This window comes from Arthrobacter sp. TMS2-4 (assembly GCF_054511075.1).
Genome location: NZ_JBTNDI010000003.1, coordinates 156,237 through 174,017 on the forward strand (window position 1 = coordinate 156,237; position 17,781 = coordinate 174,017).

At 69.9% G+C, this 17,781-nt stretch carries 17 protein-coding genes and 1 tRNA gene; 11 read left to right on the forward strand and 7 right to left on the reverse strand.

The window, feature by feature from the left end; all coding sequences use genetic code 11:
* The first annotated feature begins 168 nt into the window (after positions 1-168).
* The gene (locus tag ACX80F_RS06240; RefSeq protein ID WP_459335659.1) at positions 169-708 is read left to right on the forward strand and encodes an SRPBCC family protein; all 540 of its coding nucleotides are present in this window, start codon (positions 169-171) and stop codon (positions 706-708) included.
* A gap of 109 nt (positions 709-817) precedes the next feature.
* On the opposite strand, the gene ACX80F_RS06245 is transcribed toward ACX80F_RS06240, so the two are convergent.
* The 4 genes from ACX80F_RS06245 to ACX80F_RS06260 form a co-directional block, all read right to left on the reverse strand.
* Complete coding sequence (locus ACX80F_RS06245) at positions 818-1,036, reverse strand: hypothetical protein (RefSeq protein WP_459335517.1); 219 nt, start codon at positions 1,034-1,036, stop codon at positions 818-820.
* Between the two features lie 94 nt (positions 1,037-1,130).
* Complete coding sequence (locus ACX80F_RS06250) at positions 1,131-1,937, reverse strand: SDR family oxidoreductase (RefSeq protein WP_459335518.1); 807 nt, start codon at positions 1,935-1,937, stop codon at positions 1,131-1,133.
* 95 nt (positions 1,938-2,032) lie between these two features.
* The gene (locus tag ACX80F_RS06255) at positions 2,033-2,488 is read right to left on the reverse strand and encodes an Hsp20/alpha crystallin family protein (RefSeq protein WP_459335660.1); all 456 of its coding nucleotides are present in this window, start codon (positions 2,486-2,488) and stop codon (positions 2,033-2,035) included.
* Between the two features lie 218 nt (positions 2,489-2,706).
* Positions 2,707-2,780, reverse strand: a tRNA-Val gene (locus tag ACX80F_RS06260).
* Positions 2,781-2,971: 191 nt separating this feature from the next.
* Between ACX80F_RS06260 and ACX80F_RS06265 the strand changes: the two genes are divergently transcribed.
* From ACX80F_RS06265 to nhaA, 3 genes are all read left to right on the forward strand, one after another.
* Positions 2,972-3,217 (forward strand): DUF2630 family protein, encoded by a 246-nt coding sequence (locus ACX80F_RS06265; RefSeq protein ID WP_459335519.1) that lies wholly within the window; start codon positions 2,972-2,974, stop codon positions 3,215-3,217.
* A complete protein-coding gene (locus tag ACX80F_RS06270; protein ID WP_459335520.1) occupies positions 3,217-3,885 on the forward strand; it encodes a haloacid dehalogenase type II in 669 nt (222 codons plus the stop codon). Before ACX80F_RS06265 ends, ACX80F_RS06270 begins: the two co-directional genes overlap by 1 nt.
* Before the next feature lie 181 nt (positions 3,886-4,066).
* Entirely contained in the window at positions 4,067-5,485 is a 1,419-nt protein-coding gene (gene nhaA / locus ACX80F_RS06275; protein ID WP_459335521.1) for a Na+/H+ antiporter NhaA, read from the forward strand.
* A gap of 1 nt (position 5,486) precedes the next feature.
* On the opposite strand, the gene ACX80F_RS06280 is transcribed toward nhaA, so the two are convergent.
* Positions 5,487-5,741, reverse strand: coding sequence for a hypothetical protein (locus tag ACX80F_RS06280; protein WP_459335522.1), 255 nt, complete (start codon positions 5,739-5,741; stop codon positions 5,487-5,489).
* Positions 5,741-6,580 (reverse strand): non-homologous end joining protein Ku, encoded by an 840-nt coding sequence (ku, locus tag ACX80F_RS06285; protein WP_459335523.1) that lies wholly within the window; start codon positions 6,578-6,580, stop codon positions 5,741-5,743. The genes ACX80F_RS06280 and ku overlap by 1 nt, the downstream gene beginning before the upstream one ends.
* Before the next feature lie 69 nt (positions 6,581-6,649).
* On the opposite strand from ku, the gene ACX80F_RS06290 reads away from it, so the two are divergent.
* The 4 genes from ACX80F_RS06290 to ACX80F_RS06305 all read left to right on the forward strand — a co-directional run bounded on the left by ACX80F_RS06290 (position 6,650) and on the right by ACX80F_RS06305 (position 12,648).
* Positions 6,650-7,144, forward strand: a complete 495-nt coding sequence (locus ACX80F_RS06290) for an SRPBCC domain-containing protein (protein WP_459335524.1) — start codon at positions 6,650-6,652, stop codon at positions 7,142-7,144.
* Positions 7,145-7,221: 77 nt separating this feature from the next.
* Positions 7,222-9,723 (forward strand): ATP-dependent DNA ligase, encoded by a 2,502-nt coding sequence (locus tag ACX80F_RS06295; RefSeq protein WP_459335525.1) that lies wholly within the window; start codon positions 7,222-7,224, stop codon positions 9,721-9,723.
* Between the two features lie 41 nt (positions 9,724-9,764).
* Positions 9,765-12,149 carry a phosphoketolase family protein gene (locus tag ACX80F_RS06300; protein ID WP_459335526.1) on the forward strand — a complete coding sequence of 795 codons (2,385 nt, stop codon included), beginning with the start codon at positions 9,765-9,767 and terminating at the stop codon, positions 12,147-12,149.
* A gap of 34 nt (positions 12,150-12,183) precedes the next feature.
* Positions 12,184-12,648 carry an SRPBCC family protein gene (locus ACX80F_RS06305; RefSeq protein WP_459335527.1) on the forward strand — a complete coding sequence of 155 codons (465 nt, stop codon included), beginning with the start codon at positions 12,184-12,186 and terminating at the stop codon, positions 12,646-12,648.
* An 88-nt stretch (positions 12,649-12,736) separates the two neighbouring features.
* Here the strand turns inward: ACX80F_RS06305 and ACX80F_RS06310 are convergent, their stop codons facing one another.
* Positions 12,737-13,438 (reverse strand): FadR/GntR family transcriptional regulator, encoded by a 702-nt coding sequence (locus ACX80F_RS06310; protein WP_459335528.1) that lies wholly within the window; start codon positions 13,436-13,438, stop codon positions 12,737-12,739.
* 142 nt (positions 13,439-13,580) lie between these two features.
* Here ACX80F_RS06310 and ACX80F_RS06315 point away from each other — a divergent pair, with 142 nt between their 5' ends.
* From ACX80F_RS06315 to ACX80F_RS06325, 3 genes are all read left to right on the forward strand, one after another.
* Positions 13,581-14,945, forward strand: coding sequence for an SLC13 family permease (locus tag ACX80F_RS06315; protein ID WP_459335529.1), 1,365 nt, complete (start codon positions 13,581-13,583; stop codon positions 14,943-14,945).
* 66 nt (positions 14,946-15,011) lie between these two features.
* On the forward strand, positions 15,012-16,238 hold the full coding sequence (locus tag ACX80F_RS06320) for a CaiB/BaiF CoA transferase family protein (RefSeq protein ID WP_459335530.1): 1,227 nt from the start codon (positions 15,012-15,014) through the stop codon (positions 16,236-16,238).
* Entirely contained in the window at positions 16,205-17,737 is a 1,533-nt protein-coding gene (locus ACX80F_RS06325) for a carboxyl transferase domain-containing protein (protein ID WP_459335531.1), read from the forward strand. Before ACX80F_RS06320 ends, ACX80F_RS06325 begins: the two co-directional genes overlap by 34 nt.
* Positions 17,738-17,781: the final 44 nt, after the last annotated feature.

Consider the following 17,781-nt stretch of genomic DNA (forward strand, 5'->3'; position numbering starts at 1 on the left):
GAAGCGCCGATTCCTGCCGCAGGGACTTCTTTCACCCTAGCCGCGCGCGTTGGTCAATTCCAGCCGATCTGCCTACGCTAAGGGGACTTACGGTTTCGTCGTCCAGATGCCTGCAACGGTGCGCGGACGACGCCGGAGTCCGATCTAGGAGGAACCGTTTTGGCTTCAGTGCAGGAATCCATCGACGTATCAGTACCGGTCAGCACCGCTTACAACCAGTGGACCCAGTTCGAGAGCTTCCCCCAGTTCATGGGAGGGGTCGAGTCGATCACGCAGACCACGGAGACCTCCACCCACTGGGTGACGAGCATCGGGGGCGTGCGCCGCGAGTTCGATGCCGAGATCACCGAGCAGCACCCCGACGAGCGGGTGGCCTGGAAGAGCACCGACGGCGAATCCCACGCGGGCGTGGTCACCTTCCACCGTCTGGACGAGAACACCACCCGACTCATGGTGCAGATCGACTGGCACCCTGAGACCTTCATCGAGAAGGTCGGGGCCGTCGTCAATGCGGACACCTCACAGGTGAAGGGCGACCTCAAGCGGTTCAAGGCGTTCATCGAGAACAGCGGTGGCGAGACGGGCGCCTGGCGTGGCGACGTCGCGGCGCCGTTCTCGGGTGTCACCACCGAGGCGGAGCCGGCGAACAGCACCCTGCCGGACACCTCGACGGACGATCCCGAGTCGGGCGGTCCGCGCGTCGGCTGACGTGTTTCGAACGAGAAGAGGCGGGCCCCGGAAGGGGTCCGCCTCTTCCCGTTCCACGGGATCGGCGTCGAGGCCCGGCGCCGGGCGATCGGCCAGCGGGCGCGTCGGGTCAGGCGCGACGCAGTCGGTAGCCGTCCTCCCGGTGGATGAGGCGGCGGCCGCCGCCGTCGTTCAGCAGGACCCATACCACGGAGGCGTCGTCGGTCCTCATGTCCAGCACGCCGCCAAGCTTGGATCCGGAGGCGTGCTGGAGGACGACGTGCTGGCCGCCCCGAAAGCCCGACCAGTCCTGGGCGTCGGCATGGGCGGTGAGGGGCAGGACGTTCATGGCGGGCCTTTCGAGAGGTTCCGGAGATTCCACGCTAGCCGTGCTCGCTGAACGGCGCGTGAACGCCCGCTGAAGGTCTCTCACCCGCACGGGGTCACAGGGTCCGCCAGCTCCCGCTCGTCAGGTGCGATCCCGCCTGGGGTCCCATGAGGAGCATCCCGCCGTCGACCACGAACGAGGCCCCGTTGACGTAGCTGGAAGCACCGGAGGCGAGGAAGGCCACGACGTCGGCGATCTCCTCCGGCGCGCCGGGCCGGCCGAGGGGGATGCCGGGACGGTCCATGTCGCGCGGGTCCTGATCCTGGGAGTCGTTCATGGGCGTGTTGATCTCGCCGGGCAGCACGGCGTTCGCGGTGATGCCCCGGTCCGCCAGTTCGAGCGCGATGGTCCGGATGAGGCCGCCGAGGCCGTGCTTGGAGGCGTCGTACGCGGCGGAGCCCACGCGGGGCTGCTCCTGGTGCACGCTGGTGACGGCGATGATGCGTCCGCCCCGGCCGCCGTCGAGCATGTGCTGCGCCGCGCGCTGCAGGCAGACGAAGGCGCCATCGAGGTTGGCACCCATGGTGCCGCGCCAGGTCTCCCAGTCCGTGTCCATGAACATGGTGCCGCCGTTGACTCCGGCGTTGTTGACGAAGACGTCGAGGCCGCCGAGCTCCTGCGCGAGGTGGTCGACGACGTCGCCGCAGGCCGGCGCGTCCGTGGTGTCGAGCCGCGCGACGGCGGCCTGAACGCCCTTCTCCCGCACGAGCCGCGCGGTCTCCTCGGCGCCCTCCTGGTCGGAGTGCCAGGTTACGCCGACGTCGCAGCCCGCCGCAGCGAGGGCGAGGGCCGTCGCGCGGCCGATGCCGGAATCGGAGCCGGTGACGATTGCTTTGCTCGGTGTGAAGTCCATGCCCCCCATCCTTCGCACCCGGCCCCCCGGCATGCAAGCGGAACTCCTCGAAGGACGCCGCGTACCCTCGGACAGGTGTCCGGGGGTACGCGCGGTGGGTGGTCCTACGCGTCGACGGCGCCCTGGGGTGTCGCATCGGAGGATGACGACCGCACCGGTTCGGCGGATTCCCCGCTGATCACTTCGATCTTGCGGGGCCTCGCGCGTTCGATGACGGGGATCGTCACGCTGAGCACGCCGTTCTCGTAGCGGGCGGCGATGCCCTCCGTGTCGACGCCCTGGCCGAGATTGAGCTGGCGCAGGAACGAGCCGCTCTCGCGCTCGCGGGTCAGCCACTTGACGCCCTCGGCGCTCCGCAGCGTGCGCTCGGCGCGGATGGTGAGGAGCTGGCCGTCGACGTCGATGTCGACGGATCCCGGGTCGATACCCGGGAGGTCCGCGGAGAGCACGTAGTGGTCCTTCTCACGGTAGAGGTCCATCGGCATGAGGCGCAGTCCGGGACGGCCCTCCAACAGGGCGCCGGTCACGCGGTCCAGTTCACGGAAAGGGTCGAATTTCATGGCCACGGGAAACAACTCCTTCGCTGATGCCACCTGTGGGTGGTTGGTTCGTCAGGGTTGAGCGCCCTCCGCTCAACTACGAAGAATGTTAGCACTCGGATGCGGCGAGTGCTAAGGGTTGGTGTTCGCCCAGAACGAACGCTCCGGGACGCAGAAAAGGCCCGTCCCGACATATCGGTACGAGCCTTTCCGTGGTGCTCTCACGAGCTGATTCCCAGTGCCTGCGCGGGGCCTCGATCCCCGGGCCTTCCGCGTGTGAAGCGGATGCTCTACCAGACTGAGCTACACAGGCAATTGGTTCTCCCATAGCTTAGGCCATCCGCGCCCCGTGCCAAATTCCCCCTACCTCCACCCCTGGCACGGCCGCGCCGGGCGGGAGTCCGGCGCCGTGCTGGCCATCGCGGTGCGGCCTCAGTAGCCTGAAGGAAAGCCTGCTGAGCGTTGTGGACGCCATCAGGCATCACCCCACGAAGGGACACCACCATGGACAACCAGGACATCCTCCAGCGCATCCAGACCCTCGTCCAGGAGGAGCACGACCTCCGTGACCAGCCCCAGGGTGCCGAAGCCGATCAGCAGGACCACGCGACCCGCCTCAAGCAGGTCGAGGAGGAACTCGACCAGTGCTGGGACCTGCTGCGCCGGCGCCGCGCGAAGGCCGACGCCGGAGAGGACCCGGCAGACGCCGACGCGCGCCCCGTCAGCCAGGTGGAGGGGTACCGCCAGTAATGGCCCTGCCGCTCGTACTGTTCGACGTCAACGAGACCCTCTCGGATCTGGGGCGGATGTCCCAGCACTTCGAGGAGGTGGGGGCTCCTCCACAACTCGCCGCGCTCTGGTTCGCCTCCGTGCTCCGTGACGGGTTCGCCCTCACGGCCGCCGGGCAGAACACGCCCTTCGGCGAGGTCGCCGAGGACGCGCTGCGCACGGTCCTCGCGGACCAGCCGCTCAACCGGGACCCCGGGGACGCGGTAGGCCACGTGATGACGAGCCTGCAGGCGCTGCCTGTCCACCCGGACGTCGCCGAGGGGATCCGGGCCCTGGCCGGCAGTGGCTTCGAGGTGGCAGCCCTCACCAACGGTGCCGCCGCGACCGCGGAAGGCCTCCTCGAGCGGGCAGGCGTGCGCGGAGATGTCGGCTCCGTCCTGTCCGTCGAGGATGCGCCGCGATGGAAGCCGGCCCCGGAGTCCTATGCCTACGCCCTCCAGGAGCTCCAGCGGGAGGCGGGCGACGTCGTGCTCGTCGCGGTCCACCCGTGGGACATCGACGGGGCCGCGCGTGCGGGTCTCCGCACGGTCTGGCTCAACCGCTCAGGCGCTCCCTACCCCGCCGTCATGACCCGCCCGGACCACGAGGTGTCGGCGATCACCGAGCTGCCCCGCCTCCTCGCAGGATGACCGCCCCACTGGGTGACCGACGCAGGTCCTGTCCGTCCGATGGACACGCTGCGGGCCGCGCAAGGCCCAGGGCGAGACATCTCTTGTCGCCGTCCGATCCGCTCCCGCGCTACGCTGGTCATTCTGGTGAGCCGGGAAGTCTGGTCGGCGCTCATACGAGCGAGCCCGATCCCAGGAACCCATGACTTCCCACGACACACCGTCCAGCCCGCCCGGAACGTCCCGCGGCGCAACGGTCTTCAGCCGGAGCAGCTACCCGGAACACCTGCGCATCTCCGGCATCCTGCGCAAGGAGACCGTCGGCGGAGGACTTCTCCTCGTCGCCACCGTGCTGGCCCTCATCCTCGCCAACACCGCCGCGGCGGACACCTACTTCGCCGTCCGCGACTTCCGGTTCGGCTACGAACCCTGGCACCTCGAGCTGAGCGTCGGCGCCTGGGCCGCGGACGGACTGCTCGCCATCTTCTTCTTCCTCGCCGGCCTCGAGCTGAAACGCGAGTTCGTCGCCGGTGACCTGCGCAAGTTCGACCGGGCGATCGTCCCCGTCGCCGCGGCGATCGGCGGCGTCGTCGTGCCGGCCCTGGTGTACGTCGCCATCACGCTGAATGCGGGCCCCGAGGCCCTGCGCGGCTGGGCCATCCCGACGGCGACGGACATCGCCTTCGCCGTGGCCGTCCTCGCCGTCGTCGGCTCCTCACTCCCCAGCTCGCTGCGCATCTTCCTGCTGACGCTCGCCGTCGTGGACGACCTCCTGGCCATCAGCATCATCGCGTTCTTCTACTCGGAGGACATCTCCGTCCCGCCGCTGCTGATCGCGCTCGTCCCGCTGGCGCTCTTCGCCTTCCTCGCGCAGCGCTTCCCCACCTTCTTCCAGCGCCGGGTCTGGGCTCCCTGGCTGATCCTGCTGCCGCTCGGCTTCGTGGTGTGGGCCCTGGTGCACGAATCAGGGGTGCACGCGACCGTCGCCGGCGTCCTGCTCGGCTTCGCGATCCCCGTCCTCCCGCACGGCGTGAAGGCCTCCGACCTGGACGACCCGGCAGAGCCCGTGGACATCGAGCCGGCCGACGGTCCGGCCAAGGCGCACGACGTGCAGCCCGACGGGCTGGCCGACACCCTCGAGCACCGCATCCGCCCGCTGTCCGCAGGCTTCGCCGTGCCGGTCTTCGCCTTCTTCTCAGCAGGAGTGGCCATCGGCGGCGTCGACGGACTCGTGAGTGCCGTCACCGATCCCATCGCCGTCGGCATCATGGTCGCCCTCGTCATCGGCAAGCCCGTCGGGATCCTGCTGGCCACCCTCGCCGTCACGAAGACCACGAAGGCGAACCTCGACCCCGATCTCACCTGGGTGGACATCATCGGCGTCGCCTTGCTGGCGGGCGTCGGGTTCACGGTGTCGCTGCTCATCAGCGAGCTCGGTTTCGGCCAGGGCACTCCGGAGGACGACCACGCGAAGGTCGCCATCCTCCTCGGATCCCTGATTGCCGCACTCGCCGCCGCCGCGCTGCTGCGCCTGCGGAACAAGCGGTACCGCGAGATCGAGGAGCAGGAGAAGATCGACGCCGATCACGACGGCATCCCCGACGTGTTCGAGCAGCGCTAAGTCAGGCGTTCGCGCGCCGCCACAGCCAGGACAGCGTCAGGGCGCCGGCACTGCGGCGGAAGCCGCTGCGCCCGGAGACGAGCTCGAGTACGGCCCAGAGGGCCAGGCACACGGCACTGGCCCGGCGCAGGCGCTCGCGGTTCTGCTCCTCGAGCGCCAGGAAGGACGCCGCGCCGAGCGCCGCCCATCCCAGGATGGGCGCGTTCGGCTTCTGGGCGACCGTCTGGCGGCCGAGGCTGTCGGTGAAGAATCCCATCACGCGCCCTTCTTCTTCGAGGAGCCGGAGTCCTTCGCGGACCCGGCCTTCTTCTCGCGGTTCTTCTCGACACTGCGCCGCAGGGCCTCCATGAGGTCCAGGACGTTGTCGCCGTCGTCGTCGCCCTTCGCGCCGCCGAACGTCTCCTCGGTGTCGAGGGTGTCGCCCTTCTCGATCTTCGCCTCGATCAGGGTGCGCAGCTGTACCTGGTACTCGTCGGTGAAATTCTCGGGGTCGAAGTCGGTGGAGAAGGAGTCGACGAGCGCAGCCGACATCTCCCTCTCCTTGGCCGAGATCCGTACTTTCTCCTCGAGGGACGGGAAGGACGCCTCGCGCACCTCGTCGTCCCACAGGAGCGTCTGGAGCATCAGGACGTCGCCCCGCACGCGCAGGGCGGCGAGGCGGCTCTTCTGGCGGAGTGAGAACTGTACGATCGCGGTGCGGTCCGTCTCCTCGAGCGTGCGCCGCAGCAGGACGTACGCCTTGGTCGAGGTGCTGTCGGGTTCCAGGAAGTAGGCGCGGTCGAGCATGATCGGGTCGATCTGGTCGCTCGGGACGAACTCGACCACCTCGATCTCCCTGCTCTTCTCGACCGGCAGGGCGGCGAAGTCCTCGTCCGTCAGCACCACGGTGTGCTCGCCGTCGTCGAACGCCTTGTCGATGTGCTTGAAGTCCACGATCTCGCCGCACACCTCGCAGCGCCGCTGGTAGCGGATGCGGCCGCCGTCCTTGTCGTGGACCTGGTGCAGGGAGATGTCGTGATCCTCGGTGGCGCTGTAGACCTTGACCGGCACGTTGACCAGGCCGAACGCTACGGCACCCTTCCAGATGGCTCTCATGGGTCCAGTGAACACCAGGCAGGCGCACCGGGCCAGAGCAAGCCCTCCGTCCACCCCTAGACTTGAGGGGTGACTTCCGAGACCGTAGAACCCATCGTCAGCAAGACCACCAGCGACGACGGCGGGACCGTGCTGCGCCTGGAGTTCCAGTTCGCCTTCCCGCCGACCGTCCTGTGGAAGCACCTCACCGAGGTCGACAAGCTGAAGTACTGGTTCCCGTGCGAGATGGAGTTCGAGCCGCGCAGGGACGAGGAGATCCTGTTCCGCTTCGCCGACCAGAAACCCCTTCGGGGGACAGTGCTGGAGGCCGAGCGGCCCTCGGTGCTGGCCTACACCTGGGAGCGGGACGCGCTGCGCTGGGAACTCACGCGGACCGCGGAGAACGGTACCCGGCTGGTGCTGTTCCTGACCCCGGGCAGCCCCCGCCATTCGGCCACCATGGCGGCCGGGTGGCACCTGACCATCGCGGGCCTGGACGACTTCCTGAACAAGCGCAGCCTCGGCCAGGACCCGGCGGTGTGGGACACCTACGTGGCCCGGTACCGCCGGCAGTTCGGGGACTGACTCCGGCAACGGCTCCATCGAGGCGTCCCTGAGGACCGGGACTGGAATACCGCGGGCATCCGGTCAAGACTGGGGGCATGGCCCCTCCCCGCTCCGCAGGGCAGCAGACCGTCACCGTCGACGGACACACGCTGCGCCTCTCCAGCCTGGACAAGGTGCTGTATCCCGCCACCGGCACCACCAAGGCGGACGTCCTCGGCTACTACGCGGCCGTGGCGCCACACCTCGTCCACCATGCGGCGCATCGTCCGGTGACGCGCAAGCGCTGGGTGCACGGGGTCGGCACACCCGAGCACCCGGGCCAGGTGTTCTTCCAGAAGAACATCGACGACAACGCGCCGGCCTGGGTTCCGCGGAACGCGATCAGGCACAAGGACCACACGAACGTCTACCCCATGGTCGACGATCTCGCCACGCTCACCTGGCTGGCGCAGATCGCCGCGCTCGAGATCCACGTGCCCCAGTGGCGTTTTGCGGCGGACGGCACCCAGGCCAACCCCGACCGCCTCGTCCTGGACCTCGACCCCGGCACTGGCGCGGGACTCGCGGAATGCGCCGCCGTGGCCCTGCTCGTCCGGCCCATCCTGCAGGGCATGGGCCTCGAGCCGTTCCCCGTCACGAGCGGTTCGAAGGGGATCCACCTCTACTGCGCCCTCGACGGCCGCCAGACCTCCGAGCAGGTCTCCGCCGTCGCCCACGAACTCGCGCGCGCGCTCGAGGCCGACCACCCGGACCTCGCGGTCAGCGACATGAAGAAGGCGCTCCGTCCCGGCAAGGTGCTCGTGGACTGGAGCCAGAACAGCGCCAACAAGACGACGGTGAGCCCCTACTCGCTGCGCGGGCGCTTCCAGCCCACCGTCGCTGCGCCACGCAGCTGGGAGGAGCTCGGGTCCGAGGACCTGGACCACCTCGACTACCGCGACGTCCTGCAGCGGGTGGAGGACCTCGGGGACCTTCTTGCCCCAGCGACGCACCCCGTCGACCCGGCAGGGGACGGCGCGGCAACGGACCGGCTCTCCACGTACCGCTCCATGCGCAACGCCTCGAAGACGCCCGAACCGGTCCCCGAGGCGGTGGGCCCGACGGGCGGCAACAGCTTCGTGATCCAGGAGCACCACGCGCGGCGGCTGCACTACGACTTCCGGCTGGAACGCGAGGGCGTGCTCGTCTCCTGGGCCGTCCCGAAGGGTCCGCCGCTGACACCGAACAGGAACCACCTGGCGGTGCAGACCGAGGACCACCCCCTCGACTACGGGTCCTTCGAAGGAGATATTCCCAAAGGAGAATACGGCGCGGGCACCGTGTCCATCTGGGACTCGGGGACCTACGAGCTGGAGAAGTGGCGGGACGGCAAGGAGGTCATCTGCACGCTCCACGGGAGCCCGGACGGTGGCCTTGCGCGGGGTGGCGCCGCGATCCGCCGCTACGCGCTCATCAACACCGGTGGGGCGCCGGGCGGCAAGAGCAACTGGCTGATCCACCTGATGAAGGAGCAGCCCGCCCAGGCGCCGCGCGAGGATCCCGCCGAGGGTCCCGTGGAGAATCCCGTGCAGGAGGAGCGCGCCGCACCCGCCGCCACCGATCCCATGCTGTCCGGCGTCGTATCCGGCGGTCCCGCCACCCTGCGGCCCATGCTCGCGACCCTCGGCTCCGAGAGCGCGATCCCCGATCCGGAGGACTGGGCCTACGAGATGAAATGGGACGGCGTGCGCTGCCTCGCCGTCGTCCGGGACGGCCAGGTCCGGTTGATCAGCCGCAACGGCATGGACACCACCCTCACCTACCCGGAACTCGGGGACCTCGACGGGCTCCTCAGCGCGGACAGCGCGGTGCTCGACGGCGAGATCGTCGCGCTGAACGCCCGGGGGCGCCCCGATTTCGGGCTCCTCCAAACACGGATGAAGCTGACTTTCCGCACCGAGATCGAGGCCGCGCAGGCCACCACACCCGTGCGGCTCATGCTGTTCGACCTCCTGGAGCTCGACGGCAACGACCTGACGGGCCTGGAGTACCGCTACCGCCGGGAACTGCTCGGAAAGGCTGTCGACGACGCCGAGGACGGGCACGTGCAGGTCCCGGCGGCGCTCGACGCCACGCTCCAGGAGGCGGTCGAGGCGAGCCGACAGCTGGGATTGGAGGGCATCATGGCCAAACGCCTCACGAGCGACTACCAGCCCGGCGCGCGCTCGGCGTCATGGGTGAAGATCAAGCACCTGCACACGCAGGAGGTGGTCGTGGTCGGCTGGCGACCGGGCAGGGGCAGCCGCGCGGCGAAGGTGGGGTCCCTGCTCGTGGCCGTACCCGACGGTGTGGACCTGCGCTACGTGGGCCGCGTGGGATCCGGGCTGAGCGAACGCGATCTCGCGGACGTGGGCGCCCGCCTGAAGAAACTGGCACGGAAGACCGCCCCCCTCGGCGACGTCCCGGACGCCGACGCCTCCGATGCCCACTGGGTCAGGCCGGCCCTTGTGGGCGAGGTCCAGTACAGCGAGCACACCGGCTCCGGTCGCCTCCGGCACCCCGTCTGGCGCGGCTGGCGCCCCGACAAGTCACCGTCCGACGTGGTCGTCGAACTGTGACCGGATCCAGTAACCACAGCGCATCACCCAAGGAGGCAGAAATGAGCACTCTCGATATCCAGGGGCTGCACGCCTGGTGGCGGGCCGCCAACTACATCTCGGTGGGACAGATCTACCTGCGGGACAACGCCCTGCTGACCCGCCCGCTCACCGGCGAGGACGTGAAGGCGCGGCTGCTGGGGCACTGGGGCACCACCCCCGGGCTCAACTTCGTCTACACGCACCTCAACCGCGTGATCTCGGAACGGCACCAGGAGATGCTCTTCGTGACCGGCCCCGGGCACGGCGGGCCCGCGAACGTGGCCAATGCCTGGCTTGAGGGGACGTACTCCGAGACCTACAGCAGCATCGGCCGGGACGGCGCAGGGCTCAACGCCCTGTTCAGGCAGTTCAGCTACCCCGGGGGCATCCCGTCCCACGCGGCACCGGAGACCCCGGGATCCATCCACGAGGGCGGGGAACTCGGCTATGCGCTGGCCCACGCCTACGGCGCCGTCTTCGACAACCCCGATCTCATCGCGGCGACGGTGGTGGGCGACGGCGAGGCCGAGACCGGACCGCTCGCCACGAGCTGGCATTCCACGAGCTTCGTGGACCCGGCGGTCGACGGCGCCGTCCTCCCGATCCTGCACCTCAACGGCTACAAGATCGCCAATCCCACGGTGCTCTCCCGCATGCCCGAGGAGCAGCTGCGGCAGCTCATGTACGGCTACGGCTACGACCCCCGCTTCGTCACGGTGTCGGACCCCTCGGCCACGGAGGCCGCCCACCGGGACTTCGCCGCGGTCCTGGACAGCTGCATCGACGACATCCACGCCATCCAGGAGGCGGCGCGCACCTCCCCGGCGGGCCCCGACGCCCCCGCGCCCCGCTGGCCCATGATCGTGCTGCGCTCCCCGAAGGGCTGGACCGGGCCGGCCGTGGTCGACGGACTGCCCTCCGAGGGGACATGGCGCGCGCACCAGGTACCGCTGTCCGGGATCCACGAGAACGAGGAGCACCTGCGCCAGCTCGAGGAGTGGATGCGGTCCTACGACCCGGCGTCGCTCTTCACGGACACGGGGGAGCTGCAACCGGCGATCGCCGCGCTCGCCCCGGACGGGCCCCTGCGCATGAGTGCAACGCCCTACGCCAACGGCGGCCGGCTCCTCCGCGACCTCGTGCTGCCCTCCTACGCCGAGCACGCCGTCGAGATCTCCCGGCCGGGCGTGGAGAAGGCGAGCCCGATGATGACCGTCGGGGGCTACCTCCGGGACGTCATCGAGCAGAACCCGCACAACTTCCGGTTGTTCGGGCCGGACGAGACGTCATCGAACCGGCTGTCCGCCGTGTACGAGGTGACGGACAAGGTCTGGCAGCCGCGCATCGAGGACGTCGACGAGCACCTCGCCCGCTCGGGCCGCGTGATGGAGGTCCTGAGCGAGCACCTGTGCCAGGGCTGGCTCGAGGGATACCTCCTCACCGGCCGGCACGGCGTCTTCAACTGCTACGAGGCGTTCGTGCACATCGTCGATTCGATGTTCAACCAGTTCGCGAAATGGCTCAAGGTGCACCGTACGCTGTCCTGGCGCCAGCCCATCGCGTCCTTCAACTACATGCTCTCGAGCCACGTCTGGCAGCAGGACCACAACGGGTTCTCCCACCAGGACCCCGGCTTCATCGACCACGTGGTGAACAAGAAGGCGGACGTCATCCGGGTGTACCTGCCGCCGGATGCCAACACGATGCTCGCGGTGACCGAGCACTGCCTGCAGACCCGCGACACCATCAACGTGATCGTCACCGGCAAGCAGCCCGCGCCCACCTGGCTGGGGCCCGAGGACGCGAAGCTGCACGTCAGGCGGGGCATCGGCATCCTCGACTTCGCCGGATCGGAGGACCCGGGGGCCGAGCCCGACGTCGTCCTCGGCTGCGCCGGCGACGTGCCCACGCTCGAAGCCGTGGCCGCCGCCGGGCTGCTCAAGGCGGCGGTCCCCGGGCTCAGGATCCGCGTGGTCAACGTCGTGGACCTCATGCGCCTGCAGGACGATGCGGAGCACCCCCACGGGCTGTCGGCCCGCGACTTCGACACCCTGTTCACGACCGACAAGCCCGTGGTCTTCGCATATCACGGCTACCCCTGGCTCATCCACCGCCTCACCTACCGGCGGACCAACCACGCGAACCTGCACGTTCGCGGGTACAAAGAGGAGGGCACCACCACGACGCCGTTCGACATGGCGATGCTCAACCAGATCGACCGGTTCCAGTTGGCGATGGACGTGATCGACCGTGTCCCGACCCTCAGGGCCACCCAGGCCCGCCTGCGGCAGGATCTCCAGGACCAGCGGCAGCGCGCGTGGCAGTACACGCGCGACGCCGGGAAGGACCTCGAGACCATCACCGGCTGGACGCTCGACGAATCTTCGCCGGACGACGCGAAGTAAAACCCGTCGTCCACGACCAGAAGGAGAACACCGCATGACAGAGACCCGCATTTCCGCGACCCGCACCATCGACGCGCCCGCCGGGGCGATCTTCGACCTCCTCTCCAACCCCGCCCGCCACGCCGCGCTCGACGGCTCGGGCATGGTGCAGTCGGACAGCAAGTCCGACCGGATCACGGGCGTCGGCCAGACGTTCACCATGAACCAGAACTGGGACAAGATGGGCGGCGACTACCAGACGGACAACCACGTGGTGGGCTACGACCCGAACAAGCTGCTCGCCTGGAAGACGGCTCCCGCCGGCGAAGTGCCCCCGGGCTGGGAGTGGGTGTGGGAACTCCAGCCGGCGGGCCCGGACTCCACCGAGGTCTCCGTGACGTACGACTGGTCGGCCGTGACCGACAAGGCGATCCTCAAGAAGCTGAGTTTCCCCGAGGTGTCGCAGGAAGCCCTCGACTCCACCCTGGCCAACCTCGCGGCGCAGGTGTCGGAAGCCTGATCCCCTGACGCCGCACAGCGGCGCGTACGGAGGCGGTCGGTCCCGAGGGGCCGGCCGCCTTCGCGCGTCCCGACCCTGGGCAGTACAGCTAGTCCAGCAGGGCGACGTTCGAGACGAGGTCGATGTGACGCTCCATGGCTTCCGCTGCCGCGACCGGGTCCTGTGCCCGCACGGCCTCGGTGATGGTCCGATGCGATGCGAGGGACTGCTCAGGGCGGCCGGGCTGGGCCAGGGATTCGAGTCGCGTCTCGAGCACCATCTCGCCGATGAAGGCCATGAGCTGCGCGAGGACGGGGGAGTGGGCGGCTGCCGTGACCGCCTGGTGGAACAGCTCGTCGCCCCGGGCGCCCCGGCCGCCGTCGTCGATCTCCGCCCGCATCTCCTCGAGTGCGCGGTCGATCGCGGTGAGGTCCTCGTCCGTCCGGCGTTCCGCCGCGAGGGCGGCGAGCCTGACCTCGAGCGTGCTGCGGGCCTCGACGATGTCGGGGAGGCGGCTCCGATGCTCGCGCAGCCCCTTGATGACGGTCGCCACGCTGGCACGGTGACGGAGGACCGCTCCGGTGCCGTGCTGGACGTCGATGACCCCGAGGACCTCGAGTGCCACGAGCGCCTGGGCGAGAGTCGCCCGGGACACACCGAGCCGTTCGGCGAGATCACGCTCGGCGGGCAGGAGATCGCCCGGGCGCAGCTTCGCCGATTCGATGTACCCGAGGAGCTGCTCCACGAGCTGTTCGTAGAGCCGCGGACGGTGGACGCGGCCGAGCGGCGGTGGATTGGCGTCGTCGGTCATCCTGGTTCTCCCCGTGTCGTGGTGGACCAATATTACCGCTCGTTGATTGACAAGGACACCCACTGTCCTACAGGCTAGGCCAGTGCTTCTGTAATGCAGGTCACAGCTCAGCTCCCTGTCCGTCGCCCCCTGGAGGATAACGATGTCCGCCCCACTCCTGTCGATCATCATCCTCGCGGCGATGTTCCTGATAGCCACCGTCCTGCCCATCAACATGGGGGCGCTCGCCTTCGTCGGCGCCTTCCTGCTCGGTGCGGTCGTCCTCGGCATGGAGACCGACGACATCATCGCCGAGTTCCCCGGTGGGCTGTTCCTCACCCTGGTCGGGGTGACCTATCTCTTCGCCATCGCCCAGAACAACGGGACGATCGACCTCCTCGTGCAGGGCGCCGTGAAGCTCGTGCGCAACCGGGTGGCGCTCATCCCCTGGGTGATGTTCATGATCACCGCGGTCATCACCGCGGTCGGCGCTCTCGGCCCCGCGGCCGTCGCCATCATGGCCCCCGTGGCCCTCGGCTTCGCGGCCCGCCACAAGATCTCCCCGCTGCTCATGGGCATGATGGTGGTCCACGGCGCGCAGGCCGGCGGCTTCTCACCCATCGCCGTCTACGGCGTGATCGTCAACGACATCGTGGGGGAGTCCGGATTCGAGTACAGCCCGCTCGCCGTCTTCCTCGCCAGCCTCATCTTCAACCTGCTCATCGCCGTCGTGCTGTTCGTGGTCCTCGGCGGCCGCGGCCTCATGTCCTCACGTGTCACCCGGTTCGTGGAAGAGGCCGCCGAGGCCCGTCTGAGCGTGAGCCCGGGAGCCCGCCGGGCCGACGTCGCCTACAAGGGGACCGGCAGCGGCACCTACGGTCCCCGCGATCCGGCCGGCGACGGCGTCGTCGCCACCCGGAGCCGGGAGGATCGCGTCTCCCAGGGCGCCACCATCCTCGGCCTCATCGCGCTCGCGGTCGTCGCCCTCGGCTTCAGCGTCGACGTCGGCTTCGTCGCCATCACGGTTGCCGTGGTCCTCGCCCTGATCTCCCCGAAGGCGCAGAGCGGCGCGGTCAACAAGATCGCCTGGTCCACCGTCCTGCTCATCTGCGGCATGCTCACCTTCGTGGGCGTCCTCCAGGCCGCCGGCACCATCGACTACGTGTCCGACGGCGTCGCCAGCCTCGGCATGCCGCTTCTCGCGGCGCTGCTGATCTGCTACATCGGCGCCGTGGTGTCCGCCTTCGCGTCCTCGACGGCCATCCTCGCGGCGCTGATCCCGCTGGCCATCCCGTTCCTCGAGACCGGAGCCGTGGGGGCCGTCGGCGTGGTCTGCGCGCTCGCCGTGTCGTCCACGATCGTGGACGTCTCGCCGTTCTCCACCAACGGTGCACTCGTCCTCGCCAATGCCCCGGAAGGCACGGACAAGGACCGCTTCTACAAGCAGATCCTCGGCTACGGGGCGATCGTCGTCGTCGCCGGCCCGCTCATCGCCTGGCTCGTCCTCGTGGTTCCCGGCTGGCTCTGAGCCGGCCCACCGCCGACACGCCGCAGAGCCCACGCCACCAGCCCAGGCCCCGACTCCGGAGGAACCATGACCGCCGAGACCACCGCACCGCAACCGACCGCCGACGGGGACCGAGGGGGTCCGCTCGCCGGGCGCCTCGTCGTCGACCTCAGCCGGGCCCTCGCCGGACCGCACGCCGGAATGATGCTCGGTGACCTCGGTGCGCGTGTCATCAAGGTGGAGACGCCCGGCACCGGGGACGACACCCGCGGGTGGGGACCGCCCTTCGTGGGACCGGACGAGGACCGCCAGTCCACCTATTTCCTGTCCTGCAACCGGAACAAGGAGTCGATCGCCCTCGACCTCAAGAGCGACGACGGCCGGGCGGTCCTCACGGAGCTGCTGCGCCGCGCGGATGTCGTCATCGAGAACTTCCGGCCCGGTGTGCTGGACCGGCTCGGTTTCTCCACGGAGGCGATGCTGGAACTCAACCCCGGGCTGGTCATTCTCTCCATCACCGGGTTCGGGCATGACGGGCCCGAGGCGAAGCGCAGCGGGTACGACCAGATCGTCCAGGGCGAGGCGGGCCTGATGTCCGTCACCGGGCCGGACCCGGACAGCCCGCAGCGCGTCGGCGTGCCGATCGCCGATCTCCTGTCCGGGATGTACGGCGCGTACGGGGCGGTCGCCGCCCTGCTGGAACGCGAGCGGACGGGCCGCGGTCAGGTGGTGCGCACGTCGCTGCTCGCGGCGATCGTCGGTGTCCATGCCTTCCAGGGCACGCGCACCACCGTGGCGGGGGAGGTGCCCCGGGCTCAGGGCAACCACCACCCCTCGATCGCGCCCTACGGACTGTTCAACTGCCGGGGTGGCAAGGTGCAGATCAGTGTGGGCAGCGAGAAGCTGTGGTCCGCCTTCACCACGGCGTTCGGGCTCGACACCGACAGGCCCGAATTCGCCACGAACGCGGACCGGGTGCGGAACCGGGACCTGCTGATCGGGGTCGTGGAGGATGCGTTCTCCGGCCACGATCCCGAGCCCCTCCTCGCGAAGCTCAACGAGGCCGGAATCCCCGCCGGCAAGGTCCGCACGCTCGACGAGGTGTATGCGTGGGACCAGGTCCACTCCCAGGGACTCCTCCTGGACGTCGACCACCCGGTGCTCGGCAGCATCGCCCTGCCGGGCCCACCGCTGCGCTTCTTCGACGGGGCGTCGGAGACCACGCCGCGAAGCCATGGGGCGCCGCCGCTGCTCGACGGCGACGGCGACGCGATCCGTGCATGGCTCGCGTCGTCGAGCAGCAGCGACGCGTGAGCGCTGACCCCGGTGCTCGGCACCTGACCGCACGCGAACTCATCGACGCCGTCCTCGACGGCGGGTCCTTCGCCTCGTGGGACAGCCCCGTACCGTCGCCCTACCCCGGCGGGAGCGCCGCCTACGAGGACGAACTGCGGCGGGCACGCGACCGCGGAGCCGACGAGTCCGTGCTGACCGGCGAGGGACTCATCCGCGGCAGGCGCGTCGCCGTCATCGTCTCCGAGTTCTCGTTCCTCGCGGGCTCGATCGGCACGGCCGCCGCGCGCCGTATCACCGCCGCTGTCACCCGGGCCACGAGCGAGCGGCTGCCCCTCCTCGCCGGTCCGGCCTCCGGGGGCACCCGCATGCAGGAGGGTACGCCCGCGTTCCTGTCCATGGTGGACATCACCGGTGCGGTGCGGGCCCACCGGCAGGCGGGCCTGCCCTACCTCGTCTATCTCCGGCACCCCACGACCGGCGGCGTCATGGCATCGTGGGGATCCCTCGGCCACGTCACCGTCGCCGAACCCGGCGCGCTGCTCGGCTTCCTGGGGCCGCGCGTCTACGAGGCGCTGTACGGGGAACCCTTCCCGGCCGGTGTCCAGACGGCCGAGAACCTGTTCGACAAGGGACTCATCGACGCCGTCGTTCCTCCCGGGCAGCTCGCCGCGATCGTGGACACGGCGCTGTCCGTGCTGCTCGCGGACCCGGTCAACCTCCCCCCACCGCCCCCGACCGCCACGGTCGCCCCGGGGGACGGCGACGCCTGGACGTCCATCCTCATCTCGCGCAACCGGCGGCGCCCCGACCTCCGGCGCCTGCTCGCCGCGGGAGCCCGCGACGTCCTGCCGCTCAACGGGACCGGGCAGGGCGAGAAGGACCCCGGGCTGCTGCTCGCCCTGGCCCGCTTCGGGGAGCAGCCGTGCGTCGTGCTGGGCCACCAGCGGCCGCGGCGCCCCGAGGACTCCGTGATGGGGCCCGCATCGCTCCGGGAGGCGCGGCGCGGCATGAAGCTCGCCGAGGAACTGGGGCTCCCATTGCTGACCGTCATCGACACCGCCGGCGCCGACCTGTCCAGGGAAGCCGAGGAGGGCGGCCTCGCCGGGGAGATCGCCCGGTCCCTGCACGACCTCATCGGGCTGGCCTCCCCGTCCGTCTCGGTGTTGCTGGGCCAGGGGGCCGGAGGCGGCGCGCTCGCCCTGCTACCGGCGGACAGCACGATCGCCGCCGAGCACGCCTGGCTCTCCCCGCTCCCGCCCGAGGGCGCCAGCGCGATCGTGCACCGCACCGTGGACAGGGCCCCGGAGATGGCGGAGGCGCAGGGCGTGAAGGTCGCCGCGCTGGTGGAGCGGGGCGTCGTCGACCACGTGGTGGACGAACGGCCCGATGCCGCCGAGGAGGGGCGGGCGTTCTGCGAGCGGATGGCCTCGGCCATCGAGTACGAGCTGGGGCGGGTGAAGGGCCTGCCGACCGGGGACCGACTGGAGCGCCGGGCCGGGAAGTACCGGGGCGCCTGACCGTGCGCCCCGCCGGGACGCGATGGACCGGAACGGGTGGGGCG

Bases quoted from the DNA above. Each gene is read 5' to 3' on its own strand.
- ACX80F_RS06315 (WP_459335529.1), top strand. From the start codon at position 13,581: ATGTCCGCCCCACTCCTGTCGATCATCATCCTCGCGGCGATGTTCCTG.
- ACX80F_RS06265 (WP_459335519.1), top strand. From the start codon at position 2,972: ATGGACAACCAGGACATCCTCCAGCGCATCCAGACCCTCGTCCAGGAG.
- nhaA (WP_459335521.1), top strand. From the start codon at position 4,067: ATGACTTCCCACGACACACCGTCCAGCCCGCCCGGAACGTCCCGCGGC.
- ACX80F_RS06250 (WP_459335518.1), bottom strand. From the start codon at position 1,937: ATGGGGGGCATGGACTTCACACCGAGCAAAGCAATCGTCACCGGCTCC.
- ACX80F_RS06280 (WP_459335522.1), bottom strand. From the start codon at position 5,741: ATGGGATTCTTCACCGACAGCCTCGGCCGCCAGACGGTCGCCCAGAAG.
- ACX80F_RS06310 (WP_459335528.1), bottom strand. From the start codon at position 13,438: ATGACCGACGACGCCAATCCACCGCCGCTCGGCCGCGTCCACCGTCCG.
- ACX80F_RS06255 (WP_459335660.1), bottom strand. From the start codon at position 2,488: ATGAAATTCGACCCTTTCCGTGAACTGGACCGCGTGACCGGCGCCCTG.
- ACX80F_RS06300 (WP_459335526.1), top strand. From the start codon at position 9,765: ATGAGCACTCTCGATATCCAGGGGCTGCACGCCTGGTGGCGGGCCGCC.
- ACX80F_RS06245 (WP_459335517.1), bottom strand. From the start codon at position 1,036: ATGAACGTCCTGCCCCTCACCGCCCATGCCGACGCCCAGGACTGGTCG.
- ACX80F_RS06295 (WP_459335525.1), top strand. From the start codon at position 7,222: ATGGCCCCTCCCCGCTCCGCAGGGCAGCAGACCGTCACCGTCGACGGA.
- ACX80F_RS06320 (WP_459335530.1), top strand. From the start codon at position 15,012: ATGACCGCCGAGACCACCGCACCGCAACCGACCGCCGACGGGGACCGA.
- ACX80F_RS06270 (WP_459335520.1), top strand. From the start codon at position 3,217: ATGGCCCTGCCGCTCGTACTGTTCGACGTCAACGAGACCCTCTCGGAT.
- ACX80F_RS06325 (WP_459335531.1), top strand. From the start codon at position 16,205: ATGGCTCGCGTCGTCGAGCAGCAGCGACGCGTGAGCGCTGACCCCGGT.
- ku (WP_459335523.1), bottom strand. From the start codon at position 6,580: ATGAGAGCCATCTGGAAGGGTGCCGTAGCGTTCGGCCTGGTCAACGTG.
- ACX80F_RS06305 (WP_459335527.1), top strand. From the start codon at position 12,184: ATGACAGAGACCCGCATTTCCGCGACCCGCACCATCGACGCGCCCGCC.